The sequence below is a fragment of the Lentzea sp. HUAS12 genome (genome assembly GCF_024125735.1).
Taxonomy (GTDB): domain Bacteria; phylum Actinomycetota; class Actinomycetes; order Mycobacteriales; family Pseudonocardiaceae; genus Lentzea; species Lentzea albida.
In genome coordinates this window covers 7,734,390-7,759,819 of record NZ_CP099738.1, presented here as the reverse complement: position 1 = coordinate 7,759,819, position 25,430 = coordinate 7,734,390, and the positions used below count along the sequence as shown (strand labels likewise).

General features: G+C 69.9%; 26 protein-coding genes. 13 read left to right on the top strand and 13 right to left on the bottom strand.

The genetic code is table 11. The features are described 5' to 3' along the window. Positions 1–201: 201 nt before the first annotated feature. From ND450_RS36260 to ND450_RS36250, 3 genes are all read left to right on the top strand, one after another. The gene (locus ND450_RS36260; RefSeq protein ID WP_253322704.1) at positions 202–1,041 is read left to right on the top strand and encodes a hypothetical protein; all 840 of its coding nucleotides are present in this window, start codon (positions 202–204) and stop codon (positions 1,039–1,041) included. A 147-nt stretch (positions 1,042–1,188) separates the two neighbouring features. Further along, positions 1,189–2,520, top strand: a complete 1,332-nt coding sequence (locus tag ND450_RS36255; protein WP_253322703.1) for a serine/threonine-protein kinase — start codon at positions 1,189–1,191, stop codon at positions 2,518–2,520. Positions 2,521–2,677: 157 nt separating this feature from the next. Further along, positions 2,678–4,285 (top strand): protein kinase, encoded by a 1,608-nt coding sequence (locus tag ND450_RS36250; RefSeq protein WP_371927505.1) that lies wholly within the window; start codon positions 2,678–2,680, stop codon positions 4,283–4,285. A 13-nt stretch (positions 4,286–4,298) separates the two neighbouring features. Here the strand turns inward: ND450_RS36250 and ND450_RS36245 are convergent, their stop codons facing one another. After that, positions 4,299–5,201: a LysR family transcriptional regulator gene (locus ND450_RS36245; RefSeq protein ID WP_253322701.1), complete on the bottom strand. Its 903-nt coding sequence runs from the start codon at positions 5,199–5,201 to the stop codon at positions 4,299–4,301. A gap of 81 nt (positions 5,202–5,282) precedes the next feature. On the opposite strand from ND450_RS36245, the gene ND450_RS36240 reads away from it, so the two are divergent. The 3 genes from ND450_RS36240 (at position 5,283) to ND450_RS36230 (ending at position 8,294) form a co-directional block, all read left to right on the top strand. Next, the gene (locus tag ND450_RS36240; protein WP_253322700.1) at positions 5,283–6,209 is read left to right on the top strand and encodes a DMT family transporter; all 927 of its coding nucleotides are present in this window, start codon (positions 5,283–5,285) and stop codon (positions 6,207–6,209) included. Between the two features lie 121 nt (positions 6,210–6,330). Further along, on the top strand, positions 6,331–6,750 hold the full coding sequence (locus ND450_RS36235; protein ID WP_089915073.1) for an SsgA family sporulation/cell division regulator: 420 nt from the start codon (positions 6,331–6,333) through the stop codon (positions 6,748–6,750). A gap of 260 nt (positions 6,751–7,010) precedes the next feature. Continuing rightward, a complete protein-coding gene (locus ND450_RS36230; RefSeq protein ID WP_256557353.1) occupies positions 7,011–8,294 on the top strand; it encodes a serine/threonine-protein kinase in 1,284 nt (427 codons plus the stop codon). On the opposite strand, the gene ND450_RS36225 is transcribed toward ND450_RS36230, so the two are convergent. The 3 genes from ND450_RS36225 to ND450_RS36215 are packed head-to-tail and all read right to left on the bottom strand — an operon-like array spanning position 8,287 to position 10,691. Next, positions 8,287–8,868 carry a phosphatase PAP2 family protein gene (locus ND450_RS36225; RefSeq protein WP_253322699.1) on the bottom strand — a complete coding sequence of 194 codons (582 nt, stop codon included), beginning with the start codon at positions 8,866–8,868 and terminating at the stop codon, positions 8,287–8,289. The two genes, ND450_RS36230 and ND450_RS36225, sit on opposite strands and share 8 nt — an antisense overlap. Before the next feature lie 6 nt (positions 8,869–8,874). Beyond that, entirely contained in the window at positions 8,875–9,525 is a 651-nt protein-coding gene (locus ND450_RS36220) for a response regulator transcription factor (RefSeq protein ID WP_089915080.1), read from the bottom strand. Beyond that, positions 9,522–10,691, bottom strand: a complete 1,170-nt coding sequence (locus tag ND450_RS36215) for a PspC domain-containing protein (protein ID WP_371927503.1) — start codon at positions 10,689–10,691, stop codon at positions 9,522–9,524. The genes ND450_RS36220 and ND450_RS36215 overlap by 4 nt, the downstream gene beginning before the upstream one ends. 132 nt (positions 10,692–10,823) lie before the next feature. Here ND450_RS36215 and ND450_RS36210 point away from each other — a divergent pair, with 132 nt between their 5' ends. From ND450_RS36210 to ND450_RS36195, 4 genes are all read left to right on the top strand, one after another. Next, on the top strand, positions 10,824–11,996 hold the full coding sequence (locus tag ND450_RS36210) for a PspC domain-containing protein (protein WP_253322697.1): 1,173 nt from the start codon (positions 10,824–10,826) through the stop codon (positions 11,994–11,996). Beyond that, positions 11,989–12,186, top strand: coding sequence for a hypothetical protein (locus tag ND450_RS36205; protein ID WP_089915090.1), 198 nt, complete (start codon positions 11,989–11,991; stop codon positions 12,184–12,186). Before ND450_RS36210 ends, ND450_RS36205 begins: the two co-directional genes overlap by 8 nt. Positions 12,187–12,317: 131 nt before the next feature. Next, positions 12,318–12,815: a DUF4365 domain-containing protein gene (locus ND450_RS36200; protein WP_253322696.1), complete on the top strand. Its 498-nt coding sequence runs from the start codon at positions 12,318–12,320 to the stop codon at positions 12,813–12,815. Continuing rightward, positions 12,812–13,954, top strand: a complete 1,143-nt coding sequence (locus tag ND450_RS36195; protein ID WP_253322695.1) for a hypothetical protein — start codon at positions 12,812–12,814, stop codon at positions 13,952–13,954. The genes ND450_RS36200 and ND450_RS36195 overlap by 4 nt, the downstream gene beginning before the upstream one ends. A gap of 43 nt (positions 13,955–13,997) precedes the next feature. Here ND450_RS36195 and guaA read toward each other — a convergent pair whose 3' ends face one another. Next, on the bottom strand, positions 13,998–15,557 hold the full coding sequence (guaA, locus tag ND450_RS36190) for a glutamine-hydrolyzing GMP synthase (protein ID WP_089915092.1): 1,560 nt from the start codon (positions 15,555–15,557) through the stop codon (positions 13,998–14,000). Between the two features lie 19 nt (positions 15,558–15,576). On the opposite strand from guaA, the gene ND450_RS36185 reads away from it, so the two are divergent. After that, positions 15,577–16,245, top strand: coding sequence for an aminoglycoside phosphotransferase family protein (locus ND450_RS36185; protein WP_253322694.1), 669 nt, complete (start codon positions 15,577–15,579; stop codon positions 16,243–16,245). A 10-nt stretch (positions 16,246–16,255) separates the two neighbouring features. Continuing rightward, positions 16,256–17,701: an aldehyde dehydrogenase family protein gene (locus ND450_RS36180; RefSeq protein ID WP_253322693.1), complete on the top strand. Its 1,446-nt coding sequence runs from the start codon at positions 16,256–16,258 to the stop codon at positions 17,699–17,701. On the opposite strand, the gene ND450_RS36175 is transcribed toward ND450_RS36180, so the two are convergent. The 7 genes from ND450_RS36175 to ND450_RS36145 form a co-directional block, all read right to left on the bottom strand. After that, complete coding sequence (locus ND450_RS36175) at positions 17,696–18,922, bottom strand: FAD-binding oxidoreductase (protein ID WP_253322692.1); 1,227 nt, start codon at positions 18,920–18,922, stop codon at positions 17,696–17,698. The genes ND450_RS36180 and ND450_RS36175 overlap by 6 nt on opposite strands. Continuing rightward, entirely contained in the window at positions 18,906–20,138 is a 1,233-nt protein-coding gene (locus ND450_RS36170; RefSeq protein ID WP_253322691.1) for an FAD-dependent monooxygenase, read from the bottom strand. Before ND450_RS36170 ends, ND450_RS36175 begins: the two co-directional genes overlap by 17 nt. After that, positions 20,135–21,094 carry an MBL fold metallo-hydrolase gene (locus ND450_RS36165; protein ID WP_253322690.1) on the bottom strand — a complete coding sequence of 320 codons (960 nt, stop codon included), beginning with the start codon at positions 21,092–21,094 and terminating at the stop codon, positions 20,135–20,137. The genes ND450_RS36170 and ND450_RS36165 overlap by 4 nt, the downstream gene beginning before the upstream one ends. 12 nt (positions 21,095–21,106) lie before the next feature. Further along, positions 21,107–22,783 (bottom strand): FAD-dependent oxidoreductase, encoded by a 1,677-nt coding sequence (locus ND450_RS36160; protein ID WP_253322689.1) that lies wholly within the window; start codon positions 22,781–22,783, stop codon positions 21,107–21,109. Between the two features lie 33 nt (positions 22,784–22,816). Then, positions 22,817–23,356 carry a type II toxin-antitoxin system RelE/ParE family toxin gene (locus ND450_RS36155; protein ID WP_253322688.1) on the bottom strand — a complete coding sequence of 180 codons (540 nt, stop codon included), beginning with the start codon at positions 23,354–23,356 and terminating at the stop codon, positions 22,817–22,819. Continuing rightward, the gene (locus ND450_RS36150) at positions 23,349–23,669 is read right to left on the bottom strand and encodes a type II toxin-antitoxin system Phd/YefM family antitoxin (RefSeq protein ID WP_253322687.1); all 321 of its coding nucleotides are present in this window, start codon (positions 23,667–23,669) and stop codon (positions 23,349–23,351) included. Before ND450_RS36150 ends, ND450_RS36155 begins: the two co-directional genes overlap by 8 nt. Before the next feature lie 63 nt (positions 23,670–23,732). Continuing rightward, on the bottom strand, positions 23,733–23,951 hold the full coding sequence (locus ND450_RS36145) for a hypothetical protein (protein WP_143091564.1): 219 nt from the start codon (positions 23,949–23,951) through the stop codon (positions 23,733–23,735). Between the two features lie 100 nt (positions 23,952–24,051). On the opposite strand from ND450_RS36145, the gene ND450_RS36140 reads away from it, so the two are divergent. Continuing rightward, entirely contained in the window at positions 24,052–24,264 is a 213-nt protein-coding gene (locus ND450_RS36140; protein ID WP_253322686.1) for a hypothetical protein, read from the top strand. Here ND450_RS36140 and ND450_RS36135 read toward each other — a convergent pair whose 3' ends face one another. Next, a complete protein-coding gene (locus ND450_RS36135) occupies positions 24,265–25,398 on the bottom strand; it encodes a GuaB3 family IMP dehydrogenase-related protein (RefSeq protein WP_089915117.1) in 1,134 nt (377 codons plus the stop codon). Positions 25,399–25,430: the final 32 nt, after the last annotated feature.

Sequence of the window (25,430 nt, the reverse complement as noted above, 5' to 3'; positions counted from 1 at the left end):
GGAAGTTAGGTCGCGCCCAACTGATTCGCCGTTCGCAGTCGAACGGTGACCGCTCGTCGCGAAAACCGGGTTTCGGTCGTGAAAATTCCCCCATAGGGGTTACATCTCGGGTCACGATTCGGTATCCATGTTCCCGCCAGTGCGCAAACGCGAACTTGGAAGGGTGAACGAGCGGTGTCGATTGAGGACCATCGTCGGCGGTTGAGCGGTTCGGCCGAGTCGACCGGGCAGCTGTCCGTCGCCGAGCTGATCGCCCGCCGCGAGGCGGAGACCGTCGAGATCCCCGTGATCACCGACGACATCACCCCCGAGGCGTTCGAGCAGACCGTCAAGTTCAAGCCGGTCAAGTCTCCTGGCAAGAAGAAGCAGCCCATGAAGGAGCTGCACATCACCGAGCTCCTGCGCAGGGAGGGTCGCGCCGACGACACCCAGCGCGGCGGGTTCACCGTCGGCAAGCTGGCCGCCGCGGCCAGCGGTGGCGTCATCATCTGCGGCTCCGTGGCGTTCGCCGCCTCCTCGTGGCTGTCCTCGCCGGACGAGCGCCCACTCGCCGAGGTGCGGTTCGACGAGCGCGCCCAGGCCCGTGGCGCGAGCTCGGGCACCGAAGGCGTCGTGAAGCTGCCGTCGAACAAGACGCAGCAGTCCGACGCGAGCGAGACGCAGGCGGCGCCGACGACGGAAGAGACGACGCGCGTCGCCCCGTACGTCCAGACCCAGCAGCAGCGCCCGACGCAGCAGCAGACCCAGACGCAGACCCAGCAGCCGACGCAGCAGCCCAGCTCGGAGACCTCGACCTCGACGACCCCGTCGACGCCGACGGAGACCAGCACGCCGCCGTCGAGCCAGACGCCTCCCCCGCCGAGCTCGTCCACCACGCCCCCGTCGAGCGGCAGCACCAGCACGCCGCCCAGCTCGGACAACTCGACGCCCCCTCCGTCCAACCCGGTCGACGTGAGCGTGGACCTCGGCGTCCTCGACCCGGTCCTCGACACCGTGGGCGACGTCGTCGGCGGATTCGACTTCTTCGCCCCGGCGAACTGATGTACGACAGGTAGCTCGGCGACGGCCCCCGGCAGGTACCCTGTGCGGGCATTCCGGACGACCCGCTGACTACCGCACGAGGAGCACGAGCGTGGGATCTGCTGCCGCAGCCGCAGTCACGCCTTCGAGCACCCACGGGGTGGGCTTGTGACGACGTCCGGCACCTCGGACGGCCGTCTGATCGCCGACCGCTACCGCTTCCTCGACCGCATCGGCTCCGGCGCGATGGGCATCGTCTGGCGCGCCCACGACGAACGCCTCGGCCGTGAGGTCGCCATCAAGCAGTTGCTGCTGGCACCCGGTCTCGACGAGGCCGAGCAGGACGAGGCCATCCAGCGCGCCATGCGCGAGGGCCGCATCGCCGCCAAGCTGCACCACCCGAACGCCATCGCCGTGTACGACGTCGTCGAGGAGGACGGCGTCCCGTGCCTGGTCATGGAGTACCTGCCGTCCTACAGCCTCGCCGACGCGCTGGCCGAGGGCGGGCCGATGGACCCGGTCGAGGTCGCGAGCATCGGCGCCCAGTGCGCGGCGGCGCTGGCCGCGGCCCACGCGGCGGGGATCGTGCACCGCGACGTGAAGCCCGGCAACGTGCTGATCGCCGACAACGGCGTCGTCAAGATCACCGACTTCGGCATCTCCCGCGCGTCCGACGACATCACGGTCACCAAGACCGGCCTGATCGCCGGCACGCCCGCGTACCTCGCACCGGAGATCGCGCGGGGCCAGGACCCGACGCCTGCCTCCGACGTCTACTCGCTCGGCTCGACGCTGTTCGCCGCGATGGAGGGCGAACCGCCCTACGGAGTGAGCGAGAACACTCTCGGTGTTCTGCACGCCGTCGCGGCCGGGCGGATCAACCCGCCGACCGTCGACCACCCGCTCGCCGACACGCTGCTGTACCTGCTCAACTTCGAGCCGGACGACAGGCCGACCATGGCCCAGGCGCGCGAGGTGCTCAACGCCGTCGCGCACGGGCGTTCGCCGTCCTTCAACGGGCTGGCGGTGGTCCCGGGTCCCGACCCGACGACGATCGTGGAGCCCGAACGGACCCGTGTGGTCCGCGCGGTGCCCCGCACCTCACCTCCGCGGACGGCCCCGCCGATGGCGCCTCCTCGTGGCGAGGAGAACAACCGCCCGTTGGTGATCGCGGCGGTCGTGCTGGCGTTGCTGCTGGTCATCGGCGGTCTGATGGTCGCGCTCGGGGTGTTCAACAGGGGCGAGAAGACCCCTGTGGCTCCGCCCGCGAGCAGCTCGCAGACGGTGGAGCCGACGACTTCGGCGGCTGAGGTGACGACAACCACCCCTCAGGCAACGACGACGGAGCAACCGACGTCCAGCACTACGACGACGACAACCACGACCACCACTACGACGACCACAACGACGACAACCACAACGACGACGACTCCCAAGCCGTCGTCTTCGCCGCCGCCGGTCGTGACAACGACAACGGTGCCGCCGCCTCCGGCGGGCTAAGCGTCATTGCGCCGTAGAAATCTCGTATGGTGGGTACCCGCACCGATGGGTGATCTGAACCCGAAGGTGTGATCAGCCGTTGAACAGAGAGCAAGTGACCGCACAGCGGGGAGCAACTGTGACCGACGATGGCCGATTGGTCGCTGGTCGCTACCGATTGAGCCAGCGGATCGGCAGCGGCGCCATGGGCGTCGTCTGGACGGCACACGACGAACGCCTGCACCGCACAGTCGCGGTCAAGCAGCTGCTCCTGCAGCCCGGACTGGCCGAATCCGACACCGACGAGGCCAAGAGACGGGCGATGCGGGAGGGCCGCATCGCGGCGCGCCTGCAGCACCCCCACGCCGTGGCCGTGTACGACGTGGCCGAGGACGACAGCCAGCCGTGGCTGATCATGGAGTACCTGCCGTCGAAGAGCCTGTCCGCGGTGCTCTCCGAGCGCGGCACGCTCCCGCCGCGGGACGTGGCGTCGATCGGCATGCAGGTCGCCTCCGCGCTGGCCGCCGCGCACAACGCCGGCATCGTGCACCGCGACATCAAGCCCGGCAACGTGCTGCTCGGCGACGACGGCACGGTCAAGATCACCGACTTCGGCATCTCCCGCGCGACCGGTGACGTCACCGTCACCGCGACGGGCATGCTCGCGGGCACCCCCGCCTACCTCGCCCCCGAGGTGGCCAAGGGCTACGACCCGGGCTCGCCGTCCGACGTGTTCTCCCTGGGCTCGACGCTGTACGCCGCGATCGAGGGCGAACCGCCGTTCGGGCTGAGCGAGAACACCATCGCGCTGCTGCACAAGGTCGCGTCCGGCAAGGTCAACCCGCCGCGCAACGCCGGCCCGCTGACCGCGCTGCTGATGCGCCTGCTGCGCGCGGAGCCGGAAGACCGCCCGACGATGGCCGAGGCCCGTGACGCGCTCGCCGCCGTCGCGAACGGCCAGGCCGCGCCCGCCTTCACGCCCGCCGTGGTCGCGCCGACGCACCCGCCGTCGTGGCGCGGTGCCCCCGTGCAGCAGCCACAGCAGGCCGCGACGAGGGCTCTGACGCCTCCGCAGGTGCAGCAGCAGGCACCGCCGCCGCCCAACGCGACGCGGGTCGACCTGCACACGCCGCCGCGCGCCGTGCCCACGCAGCAGCAGCCGTCGAACCACCGGCCTGCCGCCGCGCCCCAGTACTCACAGCGCCCGAAGCCGTCGAGGCCCTCAGCGCTGGCGTCCGCCACGAAGAACAAGAAGTCGACGGTCTACACGGCGCTCGCCATCGTGGCGGCGGCGGTCATCGGCATCATGTTCGCGAGCATCATCTCGAGCGGCGGTGGCGGCGACAACGGCTCGAACAGCATCGCCGGGCCGAACACGTCGAACCAGCAGACGCAGGGCAACGACGCCACGGGCGAGTCGACGCCGCCGAAGTCCGCCGGCAAGGCCGGTCAGTGGACCGACACGCCGACCGACGAGGACAAGAAGACGCTGCTGGAGGACTACTTCCAGCTCGCGACGAGCAAGCCGGCCGACGCCTGGGCGATGGGCAACGCGAACTTCCAGGGCCAGTACCCCGGCGGCATGGACGGCTTCAAGTCGTTCTGGGGCGGCATCAAGAAGGCCAAGGTCACCAGCATCGAGGAACGGCAGTCGTACTACTTCGTGGTGACGCTGGAGATCGAGAAGAAGGACGGGTCGAAGTCGTCGATGCAGCGGCAGGTGTCGCTGGAGTGGCGCTCGCCGAACTTCCTGCTGAGCTACGACAAGCCGTTCGGCAGCGCCTGAGCACCCGCGCGGGTCAGCCGGCCCGCGCGGCCTTCTCCAGGGCGTCCGCCAGCGTCAGCACGGCCGGGTTCCACGCGGCGTCCTCGCGGTACACGACGTGGATGTGCCGCACCGGTTCCGGGTTGCGCACCTTGCGCAGCACGACGCCGGGGTGGGCGAACCCCAGCCCGAGCCTCGGGATGAGGGTGACGCCCAGCCCGGCCGCCACGAAGCCCTGCGCCGTCGCGTAGTCGTCGCTCTCCACGGCGATCTGCGGTGAGAACCCCGCACCCGCGCACGCGTTGCGCACGAGGTCGGCGCACGGCCCGGAATAGCTGCAGTCCCCGTCGACCCACGGTTCGTCGGCCAGGTCGGCGAGGTCGAGCACGCGCTTGTGGGCGAGGGCGTGGCCGCGCGGGAGGACGGCGTAGAGCGGGTCGGCGAGCAGGTGCCTGCTGATCATGCCCTCGGGGGCGGGCGCGTCCTGCTCCAGCACGGTGATCGCCACGTCCGCGCGGCCCGCCGCCAGTTCGACGAACGGGTCGGTCGGCTCGGTGAGCTTCAGGTCGAGCTCGACGCCGGAGCGCTCGGCGCGGAACGTCGCCACCGCCGGTGGCACCAGCGCCGCGCCCGCCGTGGCGAAGTAGCGCACGCGCAGGGTGCCCGCGCAGCCGTTGCGCAACGCCGTGAGGGCGCTCTCGGCCTCGGCGAGCTGTTCGGCGAGGCGACCGGCGTGCTCGGTGAGCAGGCGGCCGGCCGCGGTGGGCCTGATGCCCCTGCCGACGCGTTCCAGCAGCGGCATCCCCGCCTGCTTCTCCAGGCCCGCCACCTGCTGCGAGATGGCGGACGGGGTGTAGCCGAGGTTCGTCGCCGCGGCGGTGATGGAACCCGTGCTCACGACGGCCCTGAGCACCTGCATTCGTCGCACGTCCAGCATGCTCCGACCATACAGCGGCGCTTAAAGGTCGCGTACAACTATTAAATTGTTTTCACGTGTTCGCGGGCGCATGGTTGAGGTGTGAACCAACGCGGAACGTTGATCAGGATGGGCGTGCTCGCCCTGCTGTGGGGATCCAGCTTCCTCTGGATGAAGCTCGCGCTCGGCAGTCTCGCGCCCCTGCAGATCTCGCTCGTGCGGACGTTCTTCGGAGCGGCCGTGCTGTTCGTCGTGCTCGCGCTGGCGAAGATGTCTCTGCCGCGTGACCGCCGGATCTGGGGTCACATGCTCTTCGTGGCGTTCTTCGGCAGCGCCGTCCCGTTCACGCTGTTCGCGTTCGGCGGCCAGACCGTCGACTCGGGCGTCTCCGGCGTGCTGAACTCGACGACTCCGCTGTTCGCGCTGGCCATCGGCCTCGTGCTGGGCAGCGAGAAGATCAGCGACGTGGTCCGGATGCTCGGTCTCGCCCTCGGCTTCGGCGGCGTGCTGCTGATCTTCGCGCCGTGGGAGTCGACCAACGGCATCGCGAGCTGGGGCGCGGTGCTCTGCCTCATCGGCGCCGCGAGCTACGCCGTCGGCTACTCCTACGCCGGCCGCTTCCTGGTCAACACCGGCGCCACCTCGACGCAGCTCGCCGCGATGCAGCTGACCACCGCGATGGGGATGCTGCTCCTGGCGACGCCGTTCGGCGGCCTGCAGCCGCTGCACCTGCACTGGGTCGGCGTCGCGGCCGTGATCATCCTGGGCGTGTTCGGCACCGGCGTCGCGTTCATCCTCAACTACCGCGTCATCGCCGACGAGGGTGCCACCACGGCGACTACCGTCGGTTACCTCTTGCCCGTGGTTTCGGTACTCCTTGGAGCGATCTTCCTCGGAGAGCAACTCAACGCAAGGGTCGTCGCCGGCATGCTGGTGGTACTGCTGGGCGTCGCGTTGACCCGTCGGAAGGCCGTCTCGGCAGGTCAGACCATCTCACCAAACGAGACACGCGACCTGGTCAAACGCTGAAGGGTGAGACGCACGTCTCCCCCAGAAGGATGGTTCCGAGACGAATCGCGTCCTTATCGGGCTGCTTGGCCGTCTCCTTCTTGTGAGCGGACATGGAGACCAGCCTGAAAGGGACATCGACATGAACAACGAAAACCTGAAGGTCACGACGAGGACGACTTTTCAGCTCCTCGCGCCCGGCGTGGCTCCCGCGCCGGTCGAGGCCGAACTCGTCTACGACGCGGAGGACCCCTACGCCGTCGCCGTCATCTTCTTCACGGGCTCCGGCCGGGTGGAGTGGATGTTCGCCCGCGACCTGCTGGCCGACGGCCTGCTGACGCCGTCCGGTGAGGGCGACATCCTCGTCCGGCCCGCCTCCGACGACCCGGAGCGCGTCCTGGTCGAGCTGAACGCGCCCACCGGGTTCGCCATCCTCAGCGCCGTCGCCGAGGACGTGGCGGAGTTCCTGGACGCCTCCTACGACGTCGTCCAGCCCGGCGAGGAGGACCTGTGGATCGACTTCGACCGCGAGTTGCAGAAGCTGGTCTCGACGATCGACTAGTCCCCGGCGGTTCCACCGGGGGTCGCAAGGGCGCGGGACGAGGTGCCGGCACGCGGGGCAGCGTGGCCGACCAGCTCGTCACCTGAAGACCACCGGAACGCGGTGCCGGACGTCGTGGGCAGCGACGGCGGCACGTCCCACCAGGCTGAACGGGTTCACGACGCAAGTCCCCACCGGTGAACCCCGGTTCGAAGCGATCTGCACCACCTCGCGAGCGGGAACGCCGAATCCTCGTCTGAGCGATTGACTAGTCTCAGGGTGTGACAACCATCGGCGGCCGCTACACGCTGCTCGAGCGCATCGGCAGCGGTGCGATGGGGGTGGTCTGGCGAGCCCGGGACGAGGTGCTGGCCCGCGAGGTCGCGGTGAAGGAGCTCGTCACAGGCGACCACCAGCGCGCGATGCGGGAGGCCCGCAACGCCGCCCGGCTGCACCACCAGCACGCCATCGCCGTGTTCGACGTCGTCGGCACGGACGACGAGCAGCCGTGGATCGTCATGGAGTACCTCGCCTCGCACAGCCTCTCGGCGCTGATCGCCGAGCGCGGGCCGCTCAAGCCGGCCCAGGCGGCGAGCATCGGGGCCAAGGTCGCCTCGGCGCTGGCAGCGGCGCACGCGGCCGGACTGGTCCACCGCGACATCAAGCCCGGCAACGTCCTGATCGGCCACGACGGCACGGTCAAGATCACCGACTTCGGCATCTCCAAGGCCTCCGGCGACGGAACGATGACCGACACGGGCATGATCTCGGGCACCCCCGCCTACCTCGCTCCCGAGGTGGCCCGCGGCGAACACCCCGACGAGGCGTCCGACGTGTTCTCGCTCGGCGCCACGATCTACACGGCCATCGAGGGCGAGTCGGTCTTCGGGCCGAGCGACAACAGCTTCGGCCTCATCTACCGCGCCGCCAGCGGACAGCTCCGCGACCCCAAGAACGCGGGCGAGCTCACCCCGTTGCTCAAGCGGCTGCTCTCGCAGGACCCGAAGGACAGGCCGACCGCGCAGGAGGCCGCCGACCTGCTGGCCGCCGAGCCGCAGCCGTCGCAGCCCCTGGCGATCCCGCAGCAGCAGCCACCCCGGCTCAAGCGGCCGAACAACCGGATCCTCGCGATCCTGTCGGTCATCGCGGTGCTCGCGATCGGGGGTGGCGCGGCCGCGGCGTACTGGGGCGGCACCGGCGACGCGCCGGTGAGCCGGTCGGAGTTCCCGAACAACCAGGGCAAGTACGTCGTGTTCTCGGCGGACCAGGCAAACGAATTCGTGCAGTTCCACTACCGGTTGCTGCCGGCCGACGCCGACCAGGCTTGGGAGAACCTGCGCGGCAACGCCGTCGAGCCCAAGGCCGAGTACCTCAAGCGGTGGAGCTCCTACTCGAAGGTGGAGATCGCCGGGCCCGGCACCGTCCGGTCGGAGGGCACGAACTGGGTGGTCGCCATCGGCCTGATCACCACGAAGGCGGGCGTCACCGAGAACGGCGTCTACGACATCGAGGTCGGCAACGTCGAAAACGAGATGAAGATCGTCAGCACCAGGCGGGTCAGCTGAGCAGCCAGAAGCTGCCGCCGCCGACGACCACGCCCATCACGGACCCGGCCAGCACCTGCGCCGTCGTGTGGTCACCCAGTTCGACGCGCGACCACGCCACGAGGGCGGCGGGCAGCGCCAGGAGCAGCCACCACGGGCCGTAGACGACCGCCAGCGTCACCACGGCGGCCCAGGCCACGGCGGCGTGCAGCGAGATCTTCCACTTCAGCCCGAACGTGATCGCCATGCTGACGATCAGCGACGCGAACATGCTGCCCGCCAGCGCGAGCATGGACCGCGGCGCGTCGCCGAGGAACATGATCACCGTGCCGGCGGCCAGCGACGCACCCGCCGTGACCAGCGGGACGACCCTGCCCTCGCGGTTCGTGACGTGGTGGCCGTCCCACTTACCTTTTCTGGCGCCACGCACGATGACGGCCATGGGGATGACCGACGCCGTCAGTGCGACGACGAACCCCCACAGCAGCGTCATCCAGACGCTTTCCGTCGCGTACGCGACGCCGAACGGCAGCAGAATCACCCAGACCCACGGCGCCAGCACCTCGGTGGCACCGCGGGCGACCTTTTCGACCAAAGCCCCTCAGACCAGTCTGCGATCCGTCGCCCAGCGGGACAGCTCGTACCGGTTGGAGAGCTGGGTCTTCCGCAGGACGCTCGACACGTGCGTCTCCACCGTCTTGACGCTGATGAACAGCTCGGACGCGATCTCCTTGTAAGCGTAACCGCGGGCCAGCAGCCGCAGGACGTCGCGTTCGCGCGGCGTCAGCAGGTCGAGTTCGGGGTCGCTGATCGGCGCGGCGCCCGGCCTGTCCGCGAACGCGTCCAGCACGAACCCCGCGAGGCGCGGCGAGAACACAGCGTCGCCCTCCGAGACCCGTACGACGGCCTTGACCAGCTCCTGGCTGGAGATCGTCTTCGTCACGTACCCGCGCGCGCCGGCGCGGATGACGTTGATGACGTCCTCGGCCGCGTCGGACACGGACAGCGCGAGGAACGTGACCTCGGGGATCTTGGTGCGGATCTGCCGCAGCACCTCGGCGCCGCCGCCGTCGGGCATGTGCACGTCGAGCAGCACGACGTCCGGCCTGTGGTGCGCGATGCCCGCGACCGCCTCACCGACGCCGCCGGCCTCACCGACGACCTCGACCTCCTCGGTGATGCTCTCGAGCTCCGCCCGCACCCCCGCCCGGAACAACGCGTGGTCGTCCACCAGGAACACCCTCACACTCACGTCCTGGCCTCCTGCTTCCTCGGCATCTCGAGCTGCACCTCGGTCCCCTCTCCCGGAGCCGTGCGCAGTCGCACCTCCCCGCCGTGCCTCGACATTCTCCCCCGGATGCTCCCCGCGAGGCCATGCCGGTCCTCGGGCACCGCGTCGGGGTCGAAGCCCTTGCCGCGGTCGCGCACGAACACCGTGACCTTCTCCGGCTCGACCTCGGCGTAGACGCTGACCTCGGCCACCCCGGCGTGCTTGGCCGCGTTGACCATCGCCTCCTTCGACGCCTGGACCAGCGCGAACATGCCGTCCTCCAGCTCGCAGTCGCCCACCACGACCTGCGAGACGGCGATGGCGAAGTCGTCCTCGACGTCCGCGCAGACCTGGGCGATCGCGACGCTGATGGAGTGCGGCTGCTCCCCCACCTCACGGCCGTAGAGCCAGCTGCGCAGCTCGCGTTCCTGGCTGCGCGCGAGGCGCTTGACCTCCCGCGACGACTCGGACTGCTTCTGGATCAGGGCAAGCGTTTGCAGCACGGAGTCGTGCAGGTGGGCGGCGATCTCGGCGCGTTCCTCGGTGCGGATGCGCGCACGGCGTTCCGAGTCGAGGTCGCGCACCAGCCGCATCCACAGCGGCACGGTCAGCACCGCGACGCCGACCAGCGTGGCGATGACGGAGAGCACGACGGTCGAGAGGTTCGCGATGGAGTCGTTCACCACGAGGAACGCGGCGACCCCCGCCACGACCAGCGCGCCTCCCGCCACCGTCCGCACGATCCCCGTCTTCCCCTGCGAGAAGGCGCCGTCCCGCCAGCGGCGGCGCTGCGCCTCGTCGGCCTCGCGCCACACGACCGCGGCGCCGATGAGCGCCACGGCGATCGGCCCGGTGATCCACCCGCTCCACGCTCCCCCGAGCAGGCCGGTGAACACCGCGACGCCGATGCCGAGGGCGGCGAGGCCCACGGCCTGCTGCCACTCCTTGCGGTCGGTGTCGGTCTCCGGCTCCGCCACCGCCGACTGCGGGACGAACATCCAGAGCAGCCCGTAGGCGATGATCCCGGCCCCGCTGAACGCCGCGAACAAGGCGAACACCGCGCGCACCCAGAAGACGGGTGCGCCGAGGTGGTCCGCCAGTCCGCTCGCGACGCCCGCGACCACCCGGCCGGTGCGTCGACGGCGCATCGGCTCAATCCGTGCACTCACCATCCGATCGTCACACGTCCTCCCGGGTTGTTCATCAGGGATGACCCCGGTTCCCTGAATCAGGGCTGGTCCCTGATGTGGTCGAGCGCCTGCCGTAGCAACCTTGGTGACGTGAGCGGGACTGAGAAGGCAATGCAGGGCGTGGCGGACACGCTCAGAGAGTTCTGGGCGCACCGTCCGGTGCGGCCCCGTGCAGGGCGCAAGCTCGGAGGCGTCGCCACCGGGATCGCCCTGCGCTACCAGATCGACCCGGTGATCGTCAGGATCGCGTTCGTCGCGCTCGCGCTGTCGGGTGGCGTCGGCCTGCCGATGTACCTCGCCGGCTGGCTGCTGCTGCCGGAGGAGGGCGACCAGGCGTCGCCGCTCGAGTCGTTGCTCAACAGGGGCCACAGCTCGACGTCGCAGGGCCAGACGGTCCTGCTGGGCGTGCTGATGTTCCCCGCCCTCGCGTTCACGTTCGGGAGCGGCGGGTTCCAGGTCTTCGTGACGATCGCCGCGTCGGTCGCGTGCATCTACCTGCTGCAGAAGAACCGTGGGCACCTGCAGCCTGCCACGACGCTCGCCGACCCGCCGCCGACGCCACCGGTGCCGGGCGCACCGGCCTGGGACCCGCTGGGGGCCGCGCCGTTCGCGTGGGACCTCCCCGAACCGACCCCGAAGCCGCAGCCGCCGGCCCCCCGCCCGCGCAAGCCGCGCGTGAGCGGCGTGACGCTCGGCGTGGCACTGCTGGTGGGCGCCGCGGCCGCGATCGCCGGGACGTGGATCCCCTGGTTCACCGCCCCGCACGTCGTCGGTCTCGTGATCGCGGTGCTGGCCGCGGGCCTGCTGGTCGGCGCGTTCACCGGGGGCGGTCGCGGTCTGATCTGGCTGCTGGTCCCGCTGTCGGTGGTGGGCTTCGGCCTGACCGCGGTGAAGTTCGAGGGCCCCGCCAACGTGGGCGACCTCAACTTCACGCCCAAGTCGGTGGGCGAGGTCGAGTCCCGCTACGAGCTGGGCGTCGGCAGCCTGGTGCTCGACCTGCGCGAACTCCCGGACTCCGGCTCGGTGAAGACCCAGGTCGAGTCGAACCTCGGCGAGGTGCTCGTGCACGTGCCGGCGAACGCCGACGTGACGTTCCGGTGCGAGGCGGACTCCATCGGCGAGCTCGACTGCCTCGGCAAGCGGGCGGACGGCACCGGCGTGCAGGTCGACGGCACCGACCTGGGCGCCAACGGAGAAGGTGGGCTGAAGATCGACCTGGACGTTCTGACGAGCGTCGGAGAGGTGAGGGTGCTCCGTGACTGAGCAGCAGCAGGTGATGCGCAGGCGGATCGACCCGCTGGGGCTGGTCTTCGGGATCGGTGGCGGGCTGATGGCGGCCTACGTGCTGAGCAACGGGACGTTCTGGTTCGACCTGAGGTGGGCGCTGGGGGGAACGGCCATCCTGGTCGGCCTGGTGCTGCTGACGAACTCGTTGAGGCGCAAGAACTCCTGAAGAACGCGAAGGGCCCCTGGTCTCCCAGGGGCCCTTCGCACTTTCGAGTGATCATCGGGCGGATCCCCCTTTCGTCCGTCTCGGCGACTCCTACCGTGCTGCCGGTGATACCGCTTGACGGTGGTCTCCCGATGACCGCCCGCCAGGAGCAGTTCAGCCTGGCGTTCGTGAGGATGGTCGCGGCTGCCGCCGGCTGCTCGATCAAATGGCATGAGACGGACTACGACGGCGTCGACATCACCATCGCGTCCTCCACCGAGTACTCGACGTATTACTGCCCGGAGTTCGAGCTCCAGCTCAAGTGCACCACCCAACACGACCGGCTCCGGGACACGCACTTCTCCTGGAAGATGGACCGCGATCCTTTTCTCAAGCTCACTCACGGCAAGCGGTACAACGAGGCGTTTCTCGGTGTGCTGGTGATCCCGCGTGACGACGAGCCGTTGTTGAGCCAGAGCGAGGAACACCTCCTCACAGCCAGCCGCATGTACTGGGAGCACGCCAGGCTTTTGGGTGATATCGGTGACGGTGCCAGCAGCAAGACAGTGCATCTACCGAGAACTAATCTCTTCGATGTACAAAGCCTGAAGAGCATCATCCAAAGGGTCGGCGAAGAAGGTGCGTGGTGAGCAGCCCACCGGTCGACGACTACCGCGAGCTCGCCGACAGCCTCCACCCGTTGGCCGTGCAGCAGTACCTGGCCGCCAACGACTGGCAGCTCGAAACGCAGATTCCCGACGTGCGGCAGATCTGGCGCCTCAACGACCAGGCACGGGTGATGCTCCCGCTGGCCACCGACTTCGTCGACTTCGCCCAGCGATTCCGCGACACCCTGCGGGCTCTGGCCACGGTCTACGACTGGGATCCCGGCCGCCTCGCGGAGAAGATCACCGCCACGCGCGCCGATCTCTTCTTCGTCCGGTTCGACCAGGTCATGGTCGACGGCACGCTTCCGTTCAAGCAGGCCGAGAAGGCCCTGGACGGTCTGTACAAGATGATGAAGGCGGCCGCGACCTCGGCGGACGACCCCACCCACTCCCACCGCGGACGCCGCTCCAGCCTCGTGAACGACTTCCTGGACGAGGACGTGCGTCTCGGGCACACCAAACGCGGCAGTTTCGTCTTCACGGTCGTCACGCGGCTCGGAGATCCGCTGCCCGACCGCGACGGCTCCCACTCGTCCCCGTTCCCGCGGCGGGTGATGGAAACGCTGGCCACAGGCCTGCACGCGGCCAAGGACCTGTCGCTCAACTGGAACGCTTCCGCTGTGGAGCGAGCCGCTGAACGCGGCCTCAGCGCGAACCTCGTGGAGTCACTGCAGGATCTCACGGAGTCGGACTCGGTGCGTGAACTGGACCTCTCGTTCGCCTGGGCGACAGGCGAACCTCGACCGCAGGTCCCCTCCTCGCGGATCGTGGTCGACCGTGACGCGATGGCGGGCCTGCCCCGTGTCCGGGAGCGCCTCGTCCGGCGTGAGGAGCCACCACGCACGGAGACCGTCGTCGGTCAGGTCCGGTCGCTCACCCGTGAAGAACCCGGTGGCGACGAGCAGGAAGAGACGACGATCGTCCTGAGTGCCGAGGTCCGGGGCCGAACCAGGAAGATCCACGTCCTCCTCGGCGGAGAGGACTACGACTGGGCGATCTTCGCTCACCGGAGCAAGCTGCCGTTCACCGTCACGGGCAACCTGGCCTTCGAACGAGGGGCCTGGCGCATGACAGGCCCGGTGACGGTCGACTCCAGTTTTCTGCAACACCAGCAGCGCTGAAGAACGAAGGGCCCCTGGTCTCCCAGGGGCCCTTCGCACGTTCCTACTCCCACTCGATGGTGCCCGGCGGCTTGGACGTCACGTCCAGCACCACGCGGTTGACCTCCGCCACCTCGTTGGTGATCCGGGTCGAGATCCGCTCCAGCACCTCGTACGGCAGGCGCGTCCAGTCCGCGGTCATCGCGTCCTCGGACGACACCGGGCGCAGCACGATCGGGTGCCCGTACGTGCGGCCGTCGCCCTGGACGCCGACGCTGCGGACGTCCGCGAGCAGCACGACCGGGCACTGCCAGATCGAGCGGTCGAGGCCGGCGGCCGTCAGTTCCTCGCGTGCGATGGCGTCGGCCTGGCGCAGCGTGTCGAGGCGGTCCTGGGTGACCTCGCCGATGATGCGGATGCCGAGGCCCGGGCCGGGGAACGGCTGGCGCTGCACGATCGTCTCGGGCAGGCCGAGTTCGGTGCCGACGCGGCGGACCTCGTCCTTGAACAGGGCGCGCAGCGGCTCGACCAGTTCGAACTGGAGGTCGTCCGGGAGGCCGCCGACGTTGTGGTGCGACTTGATGTTCGCGGTGCCCGCGCCGCCGCCGGACTCGACGACGTCCGGGTAGAGCGTGCCCTGCACGAGGAAGCGGTAGTCGCCCTCGGCCTTGAGGTCGCGCTCGGCCTGCTCGAAGACGCGGATGAACTCGCGGCCGATGATCTTGCGCTTCTCCTCCGGGTCCGTGACGCCGGCCAAAGCGCTCAAGAAGCGCTCGCGGGCGTCGACGGTCACCAGGTTGATGCCCGTGGCGGCCACGTAGTCGCGCTCGACCTGGGCGCGCTCGCCGGAGCGCAGCAGGCCGTGGTCGACGAAGACGCAGGTGAGGCGGTCGCCGATGGCGCGCTGGACGAGGGCCGCGGCCACGGCGGAGTCGACGCCGCCGGAGAGGCCGCAGATCGCCTTGCCGTCACCGATCTGCTCGCGGATGCGGCTGACCTGCTCGTCCACGATGGACGACGTCGTCCACTGCGGACGGATGCCCGCGATCTCGTGCAGGAACCGGCGCAGGACCTCCTGGCCGTGCGGCGAGTGGTGGACCTCGGGGTGGTACTGGACGCCCGCGAAGCGGCGCTCGGTGTCCTCGAACGCGGCGACCGGCGCGCCCTCGCTGGTCGCGGTGACGGTGAAGCCCTCGGGCGCCTTGGTGACGGCGTCGCCGTGGCTCATCCACACCGGGTGCGAGCCGGGCAGTTCCTCGTGCAGCGACCCGCCCGTGCCGGACACGCCGAGGTCGGTGCGGCCGTACTCGCGGGTGCCGGTCTGCTCCACCGAACCGCCGAGTGCGCGCGCCATCGCCTGGAAGCCGTAGCAGATGCCGAAGACCGGGACGCCGGTCTCGAACAGCTTCGGGTCGACCTGCGGGGCGTTCTCCTCGTACACGCTCGACGGGCCACCGGACAGCACGATGGCCAGCGGGTTCTTGTCGAGGATCTCGCTGACGCTCGCGGTGTGCGGGACGACCTCGGAGTAGACCTGGGCCTCGCGCACGCGGCGCGCGATCAGCTGCGCGTACTGGGCGCCGAAGTCGACGACGAGAACAGGGCGGTTGCTGGTGTCGGACACGTCCCCAAGGATCTCATGGGTGGACGGTGAACTGCTGACCGGTGGCGGGCTGAACCAGGTGTTCAGGGTGGGTGACGCGGTGCGCAGGCCGGCCGGGCCGTGGGCTCCTCGGGTGCACGAGTTGTTGCGGCGCTTGGCACCGCTGGGGATCGCGCCGGTGCCGCTGCGGCTGGACGACGAGCACGAACTGCTCAGCTACCTGCCGGGTGAGGTTGGCCACGTGCCCCCTTCGAGCGACAGGTCGTTGATCGAGTCGGCACTGCTGCTGCGGCGGCTGCACGACGCGACAGCACCACTGGTCGACGGGCTGGACGGGTGGCAGCACTCCGCCCGCGAACCCGTCGAAGTCGTGCTGCACGGTGATTTCGCCCCGTACAACGTCGTGTTCCGCGACGGGACGCCGACGGGCGTCTTCGACTGGGACAGCGCGCATCCGGGGCCGCGCTGGTGGGACGTCAGCTGGGCGTTGATCCAGTTCGTGCTGGCGCTGCCGGACGACCGCGAGCGGCGGACGCGGTTGTTCTGCGAGACCTACGGGATCGAGTACGAACCCGAGCACATGTTGGTCCGGTTGCAAGACATGATTCGGACGATTCAGGAGCACCCGGCGTTCGTGACCCAACGAGCGGAAGGGCATGTCGACCACTACTTGGATCTCATCAGGTACGTACAGGCTCGTAGGGCTTAACGTGAGGCTCATGGACGCGTTCACCCCGCAACCCCGGCCCTGCTGGGTCGCCGGCCGCCCCGAGCAGGGCGAGCAGGCGTTGGAGGTTCTCCACCCGTTCGACGGCACCGAGGTCGCCTCGGTGGCGGTGCCGGGCAGAGACCAGGTGGAACGTGCGATCGCCGCGGCCGCGTCCGTGGCCAAGGAGTTCCGGCGAACACCCGCCCACGTGCGGGCCGAGGCGTTGCTGCAGGTCTCGAAGGCCCTCGCCGACCGGGCCGAGGAGATCGCCGAGACGATCACGGCCGAGAACGGCAAGCCGCTCAAGTGGGCCGAGATCGAGGTGCAGCGCGCGGTCAACACGTTCCGGTTCGCCGCGGAGGAGGCGCGCCGGTTCACCGGCGAGCTGCAGCGACTCGACACCGAGGCCGGTGGCGTGGGGCGGATGGCGATCGTCCGGCACGTGCCGCGCGGGCCGGTGCTCGCGGTGGCGCCGTTCAACTTCCCGCTGAACCTGGTGGCGCACAAGGTCGCGCCGGCGCTCGCGGTGGGCGCGCCGGTGATCGTGAAGCCCGCCTCGGCGACGCCGCTGTCCGCGTTGCTGCTCGGTGAGGTCCTCGCCGAGACCGACCTGCCCGAGGGCGCGTTCTCGGTCCTTCCCGTGCGCGGCAAGGACATGGACGCCCTGGTGAAGGACGAACGGCTGCCGATCATCTCGTTCACCGGGTCCACGAAGGTCGGCTGGTCGCTGATGGATGCCGCGCCGCGCAAGCACGTCGTGATGGAGCTGGGTTCCAACGCGGCGGCGATCATCTGTCCTGATTGGACGGACCTGGACCACGCGGCGCGGCGCATCGCGACGTTCGGCAACTACCAGGCCGGGCAGTCGTGCATCGCCGTGCAGCGGGTGATCGTCGACCGCTCGAAGGCCGACGAGTTCGTGCCGAAGCTCGTGGAGGCGGTGGCAGCGCTCAAGACCGGCGACCCGCACGACCCCGAGGTCGAGGTCGGGCCGCTGATCGACGAGGACAACGCCAAGCGCGTCGAGGAGTGGGTCAACATGGCCACCGACGTCGGCGCCCGCGTGCTGCTGGGCGGCAAGCGGACCGGCGCGACGGTCGAACCGACCGTGCTCACCGACGTGCCGAAGACCGCGAAGGTCTGGACCGAGGAGATCTTCGGGCCGGTGCTCGTGGTGTCGGTCGCGGACGGCGTCGAGGACGCGTTCGCGCAGGCCAACGACTCCAAGTACGGGCTGCAGGCCGGGGTGTTCACCCGTGACGTGCAGGTGGCGTTCGAGGCGGCGGCCGAACTCGAGGTCGGTGGCGTGATCATCGGTGACGTGCCCTCCTACCGCGCCGACCAGATGCCGTACGGCGGCGTGAAGGGCTCGGGCACCGGGCGCGAGGGCGTGCGGTCCGCGATGGAGGACTTCACCGAGGAGCGCATCACCGTGCTGACCGGGATCCAGCTATAGGCCCTGTTCGAACGCCAGCACGCGATCGGGGTCGTACCGGTCCGCGACCTCCTTGAGGCGCTTCAGGTTGCGGCCGTAGTACGCGGCCGGCCAGTCGGGCATCTCCGGGTCGATGTAGTTCACGTACCCGGTGGTGCCAGCACCGAGCCCGTCGCGGAGGCCCGCGAGCAGCGCACGGGCCCGCGCTTCCGTCAGGTCGCCCAGGTGCACGTAGACCTGGGCGCTGGCCGTGGCGTCGCGGTGCGGGAAGGCGGTGGCGTCGGGCGCGACCCGTCCGACCACGCCGCCGAACGAGTCGAACTGGATCATGCACGGCGGCTGCCCGTCCACCAGCGCGGCGACCTTCGACCCCGGCACGGGCGAGTGCAGCATCCGCGACGACGCCACGTACGGCTCACCGGTTTCCGCAGGTCCGGCGTAGTGCCGCATCGCCTGCAGGTAGGTCATCTCCTCCACCTCGCGAGCGCCGCGAGGCATCCGGTCGAGCAGCCGGTGCAGGTCCTTCGCCGTGCCCGCGTACGTGCCCCGGACGCTCGGCACCGACGGCGAGCCCGAGTCGACGCGCAGGCTCGTCCACAGCTCGTCCGGCGCGTCCGCGATCCAGTCCTGCCAGGCGTCGAGCACGTCCGCCGTCGTGCCGTCCGGGTAGTCGAGGCCGAACACGACCAGGTCCGGCGCCGGGTCCGTGTGGAACGTGAACTCCGTGACGACGCCGAAGTTGCCGCCTCCGCCGCCCTTCAACGCCCAGAACAGGTCGGGCTCCGACTCGTCCGAGGCCGTGCGCAGGACGCCGTCCGGGGTGACGATCCGCGCCTGCACGAGGTGGTCGCAGGTCAGGCCGTACCGGCGGGAGATCACGCTGATGCCGCCGCCGAGGGCGAGCCCGGCGATGCCGACCGTGCGGCACGATCCGGCGGGCAAGGCCTGGCCCGCCGCGCCGAGTGCCTCGTAGACGTCGTACATCCGGGCACCGGCACCGATCGTCGCCCGCCGGCCGTCGACCCGGACGTGCGACAGCCCGCCGAGGTCGAGCACCAGACCGCCGTCCGGCCACGAGTAGCCCGCATAGCTGTGGCCACCGCTCCGCGCGGCGACCGGAATACCTTGGCGCGCAGCACGTTCCAGACCTGCCTGGACGTCCTCGACGCTCCCGCACCTCACCACCGCGAGCGGTTTCCGGTGTGCGTACAGGGTGTTCTGCGGTTCACCACCCGAGTGCACGGCGTCTCGTCTCCTCGTCGTCGCGGCCGGCGACGTGGCCGTCGGGCCTGATCAGCAGGCCGTCCCGGACCGTGAAGCCGGGACCTGCCGTGCGGGACCCCTCGACGAGCACACCACCACCCTCGTAGGCGAACGGGGTGAAGAGCTTGCCCGAATCGATGCCCTCACCGGTCTCGAGCGCGTGTTGCCGGTGCGCTCGTTCCTCGGGGGTGCCCGGCACGAGGAACCGCATGGTCTCGCCGGTGATGCGGAGGTTCTCGTCGGCGGCGGCACCGCGTTCGGCGTCGTAGGAGGCGAGCAGGTGCGGGCCCGCCTCGCCGCGGCGGTCGGCGGCGATCTTCCAGGCCGCGTTGTCGGCGTCGCAGATGCCCGAGTTCAGGCCGCGGGCGCCGAACGGGCTCATCACGTGCGCCGCGTCGCCCGCGAGCAGGATCCCGCCTTCCCGGAACCGCGCGGCCCGGCGCTGGTGGAAGCGGTAGGTGGACTGCCAGACGACCTCGTACGGCCTGTCACCGACGATCGCGCGGATGTGCTCGTCGCTGAGGTGGACGTCCCCGGCGACCTGCCAGTCGATCCGCCAGACGCCGTCCGGTTGCGGGTGCAGGAGGACCTGGCGGCCGGGGTTCCAGGGCGGGTCGAAGTAGAAGCGGCGTTCCGGCGTCGCGAAGTCCAGATCGACGCGGACGTCGGCGATGATGAACCTGTCGTCGAACGAGAAGCCCTCGAACGGGATGCCCAGCAGCTCGCGGACCTTCGAGTGCGCGCCGTCCGCGGCGACGCAGTGGGTCGCCCGGATCCCGTCCGGTGTGGACACCCCCTCGTCGTCCTGGGTGAGGGCTTCGAGCGGGTGCCCGTAGCGGAGTTCGACCAACGGCTCGGCGCGGACCCGTTCCTCCAGCAGTCGCTCCACCACGGTCTGCGGGGTGTTCACGAACGGCGGGAAACCACTGGCCTGCGGGAAGGTCAGGGTCAGCACCTCGCGGTCGCGGTGGAAGGTGCGGCCGGTGTACCAGGTGACGCCCGCATCGGCGACGGCCTGCCCGACGCCGATCCGTTCGAGGACCTCCAGCACGTCGCGCTGCACGCAGATCGACCGGCTGCCGGCCTCGGCACGTCGTTCCCGGGCCTCCAGCACGACGCTCGGCACGCCGGCCCGCGCGAGGAACAGCGCGGCGGTGAGCCCGACCGGCCCCGCACCGACGACCAGGACGGTCATTGCAGGGCGTCCCACACGGCCCGGTCGCGTTCGGCGGTCCAGATCTCCGGCCAGTCCCTGCCGTCGCACTCGTCCCAGTAGCGCTTCACGTCGAACGGCAGGCAGTGCTCGAAGATCGGCCAGCGCCCGTAGCGGCCGACGAGGGTCCGGTGCGCCAGTTCGAAGGCCTGCTTGAGCGTGCCGCCCTCGGCGTGGACCCCGCCGACCGTGCGGCGCAGCTCGTTGAGGAAGTGCCTGCTCTGGTTGATCGCGGCCTCGACCTCGATGCGGTCGCGCGCGACCTTGCCGCGCCCGCCGACGAGGACCTCGGCGCCCAGGTCCTCGATCTCGTCCAAAGTGGACGTCGCCCACTCGTCGTGGAACGCGTCCCCGGTGTAGAGCGCGGCCTGCGACTCGACCAGGTCACCCGCGAACAGGATGCGTTGCTGCGGCAGCCACGCCACGATGTCGCCCGCGGTGTGCCCGCGCCCGAGGAACTGCAGCACCAGGTCGCCGCGCTCGCCGCCCAGCGGGATCGTCATGCGGTCGGAGAACGTGAGCGTCGGCCAGGTCAGGCCGGGGATCTCCTCGGGCTGCTCGAAGAGCCGCGGCATGCGGCCGAACTCGCTCTCCCAGTCCTGCTGCCCGCGTTCGGCGATCAGCACCCGCGTCATCTCGTGCGCGACGACCTCCTGGGCGTCGAACGCGCTGGCCCCGAGCGTGCGCACGGCGTGGTAGTGGCTCAGCACGAGGTACCGGACCGGCTTGCGGGTGTGCTCGCGCAGCTGCGCGAGCCACCTCCGCGCGGCGGCCGGTGTCGCGCGGGCCTCGAAGCAGATCAGGAAGTCCTCGGCCTCGATGGCCGCGACGTTGGGGTCGCCTTCGGCGGTCAGGGTGTAGACGCCCTCGGCGAGTTCTGCGAAGACCTCGTCCTTGGGGGCGAGGTCGGCGCTGGAAGCGAACGGCTTTTTGGCCATGCCTCCACCGTGTCAGGACGCCTTCACGATCGGCAACCGCAATGCGGCTGGAGCTTGATCGGGAACCGCCGGGTTCTTCGGCTTCGTCGGGTTGATCCGCCGGTAGGGCTGGTCCTGGGCCGGTCGCTGGTCCACCTCGCCCTTGTTCGGCCACAGCGAGAAGGCCCGCTCGGCCTGCGCGGTGATGGTGAGGCTCGGGTTCACGCCGAGGTTCGCACTGATCGCCGAACCATCCACAACGGACAGTCCCGGGTAGTTGAACACCCGGTGGTACGGGTCGATGACGCCCCGGTCGGCGTCGGACGCGATCGCGCAGCCACCGATGAAGTGCGCGGTCAGCGGGATGTTGAACAGCTCGCCCCACGTGCCACCCGCGATGCCGCCGATGTGCTTGGCGGCCAGCAGGTTCGCCTCGTGACCGGCCGGGATGAACGCCGGGTTCGGCTCGCCGTGGCCCTGCTTGCTGGTGAGCTTGCCGCGTTTGAGGAACGTCGTGATGGAGTTGTCGAGGCTCTGCATGACCAGCAGGATCACGGTCCGCTCGCTCCACCGGTGCACGCTGAGCAGGCGCAGCAACCGCAGCGGGTGGCGGACGGCCTGCTTGACGAACTGCAGCCACCGCGGCGTGCTCAGCGCACCGTCCGTGGCGAGGGTCTGCAGCATGCCCATGGCGTTGCTGCCCTTGCCGTACCGGACGGGCTCGATGTGCGTGATCTCGTCGGGGTGGATGGAGCTCGTGATCGCGACGCCCTGCGTGAAGTCGGTGGCCGGGTCGACCGCGTAGCGCGCGGCCCCGATGATCGACTCGGAGTTGGTGCGGGTCAGCTCGCCGAGCTTGGGCGAGATTTTGGGGAGCGTGGTGGCCTTCGCCTTGTGCAGCAGCTGCTGCGTGCCCCAGGTGCCGGCGGCGACCACGACCTGGTCGGCCGTGAAGGTCCTCGTGGCCCTGCCACCGGTCGTCTTCGTGTCGATGGTCCACTTGCCGTCGTTCTCGTGGAGCTTCGTGACCGTGGTCAGCGGGAAGACCTGCGCACCGAGCTTCTCCGCGAGGTACAGGTAGTTCTTGACCAGCGTGTTCTTCGCCCCGACCCGGCAGCCGGACATGCAGCTGCCGCATTCGGTGCAGCCCGTCCGCTCCGGCCCGGCACCCCCGAAGAACGGGTCGGCGGTCTTCTTGCCGGGCTCGCCGAAGAACACCCCGACGGGCGTCGCGTGGTAGCTGTCCTCGACGCCCATGTCCTTCGCGACCTTCTGCATGACGACGTCGCTCGGGGTGGTCGTGGGGTTCGTGACGACGCCCAGCATCCGGCTCGCCTGGTCGTAGAACGGCTCCAGCTCGTCCTGCCAGTCGGTGATGTGCGCCCACTGCTGGTCCTCGTAGAACGGCTTGAGCGGCCGGTACAGCGTGTTCGCGTACACGAGGGAGCCGCCGCCGACACCCGCGCCGGCGAGCACCATGACGTTGCGCAGGGTGTGGATGCGCTGGATGCCGAAACACCGCAGCTGCGGCGCCCACAGGTAGCGGCGGAGGTCCCAGCTGGTCTTGGCGAACTCGTCGTCGGCGAACCGGCGCCCCGCCTCGAGGACGGCGACGCGGTAGCCCTTCTCGGTCAGGCGGAGTGCGGCGACGCTGCCACCGAACCCGGAGCCGACGATGACGACATCGAAGTTACCGGCGAGTTCACCCATGAACCGGAGAGTAGGCGTTACTTCCGGTAACGCCTAGTCCCCTATCGGTTCAGATGGGCGGGACGCGGTCATGAAGTCGGTCCAGAGGTCGACGGCCTGCTGCAGGCTCAGCGCCGCGACCTGCTCCAACGGGATGCCGGCGGTGTGCACGAGACGCTGCGCCAGCCAGTCCGGAACCGGCTCGCGCGGGGCGACCTCCTCGACGGCCACGTCACCGGCCAGGCGTCCGAGCCGGGCGATCACGTCGGCCAACCTCGCCAGGGTGGAGCCCTCGTCGGCCGCCGATGCGACCCGCGCCGCCGCCTCGGCGTAGACCTCGGAGTCCGAGCGCACACCCACGCACCAGACCTCGCAGACTTCGACGGCCCCGTCGGAGGTGATCCGGTAGACGATCCGCCAGTGGTTGCGCCCCACGACCAGCTTGCGAAACCCGGTCAGCTCACCGCCGAGCGGGTACCCGGCCTCGGGGTTGTCGAGCAGGAGCTGGATCTTCTCGAGAACCTTCGGCACCACGTCGGGACCGAGTCGGCGCAGGTCGTCGATCGCCGCGTCGGTGAACAGCACTTCAGCCATCGAGCGAGTCGTCGTCCTCCACCGCCGCCAGCGACTCGCGGGTGTGCCCGAACGCTGCCAGCACGTCGTCGAACGAAGTGCGCCTGCCCGAGTCGGCCGCCGACCGGGCGAGGACGAGCGCCAGATCCCTCAGGTCCGCCGCCGCCTCGTCGATCTCCGCCAGGCGGCTCACCGGCACGACCGCGGCCACCGGACGGCTGTGTCGCGTGACGACGATCGGACCGCCGTGCTCGGCATCGGCGACCAGCCCGGCGACACCACGTTTCGTGGCCTCCGTGACGGTCAGCTCGCGAACATCGCGCATTGCGGTCATGCACAGAACTGTACAGAAAAATGCACAGGTTGACGGGTGCGCCCGTGGGCGCACCCGATCAGCTCAGAGCACCAGGCCGTTGATGACCCAGACCGTGAACGCCACGGCCAGCGCCGTGATCACCAGGCCGCCGCACACGAACAGGGCCAGCGCCTTCCAGCCGATGCCCCCGACCCGGTCGTCCTCCTCGGGAGCGTCCTCGAACTCTGTGACGTCGGCGTCCGGGTCGATCGTGTCCACATCACTGTTCTTGCCGTCGCCGAACAACGCATCCAAATCCACGCTCAAGTGGACGCGCGGGGTGCCCGTTCGGTTGCAGCATCAGGTTTGGGCCCAAGCAGCGACCGGCAGGCTGAGGTGTACGCCCACGTCAGGGAGGCCCGTGACAGCCGAAATCGTCTCGCACCTCGACGACGACGTCCATGCCGCTCACGTCGAACGGGTCGTGTTCGCGGAAGCGCAGTTCGACGTCGCCGGGCTGAAGGTTGCCGTCGTGGAGAGGGCTCCTCGGCGCACTCGACCGCGAGCGGCACGGCACCCAGCAAAGCAGAAGGGCGCGTCCCAGGTCGGAACGCGCCCTTCTGCCGAGCTGTGATCAGCCGCGGATGGTCAGGCCGACCTTCTGGAACTCCTTGAGGTCGGAGTAGCCGGTCTTGGCCATGGCCCGCTTCAACGCGCCGAACAGGTTCGTCACGCCGCGCGGGTCGGCGGACGGGCCGAACAGCAGCTTGCGCAGGTCGAGCTCCTGGTCGACGGCCTCGGCGACGAGGCTGCGCGGCACGGACGGGTGCGCGGACGCCGCCGTCCAGTACAGGCCCTGGCCCGGTGCCTCGGTCGCGGCCGCGAGCGGCTCGCCGAGCATCACGGCGTCGGCACCGCAGGCGATGGACTTCGCCACGTCGCCCGAGGTCGTGACACCGCCGTCGGCGATGACGTGCACGTACCGGCCCCCGGTCTCGTCGAGGTAGTCGCGGCGCGCGGCCGCGGCGTCGGCGATCGCGGTGGCCATCGGCACGCCGATGCCCAGGACCTGGTCGGTGGTGGTGACGCCGGGCGTGTAGCCGTAGCCGACGATCACGCCCGCCGCGCCCGTGCGCATGAGGTGCATGGCGGTGCGGTAGTCACCGACGCCGCCCGCGATCACCGGGATGTCGAGGTCCGCGATGAACGACTTCAGGTTGAGCGGCTCGCCACCGCGCGTGACGTGCTCGGCCGAGATGATCGTGCCCTGCACGACCAGGATCTCGACGCCCGCGGCCAGCAGGTCCGGGGTGAGCTCGGCGGCGCGCTGCGGGCTGACGCGGACCGCGACGGTGACGCCCGACTCGCGGACCTGCTTGACCGCCTCGGCGATCAGGTCCATCCGCAGCGGCGCGGCGTGCAGCTCCTGCAGCACCTTCACCGCGGCGGCCGGGTCCTCGTTGTCCTCGGTCGCCTGGACCAGGCGGAACAGCGCCTCGTCCACGTCGCCGTGCCGCGCCCAGAGGCCCTCGGCGTTCAGCACGCCGAGGCCGCCGAGCTCGCCGACCGCGACCGCCGTGCCCGGCGACACGATGGCGTCGGTCGGATGGGTGATCAGCGGGATGTCGAAGCGGTAGGCATCGATCTGCCAGGTCGTGGAGACGTCCTTCGACGACCTCGTCCGACGCGACGGGATGATCTCGATGTCGTCCAGCTCGTAGGCCCGCCTCGCGGTCCGGCCCATGCCGATCTCGACCAGATCGCGCACCTGTGGTTCCTCTCCAGAGCTTTAGAACGAGC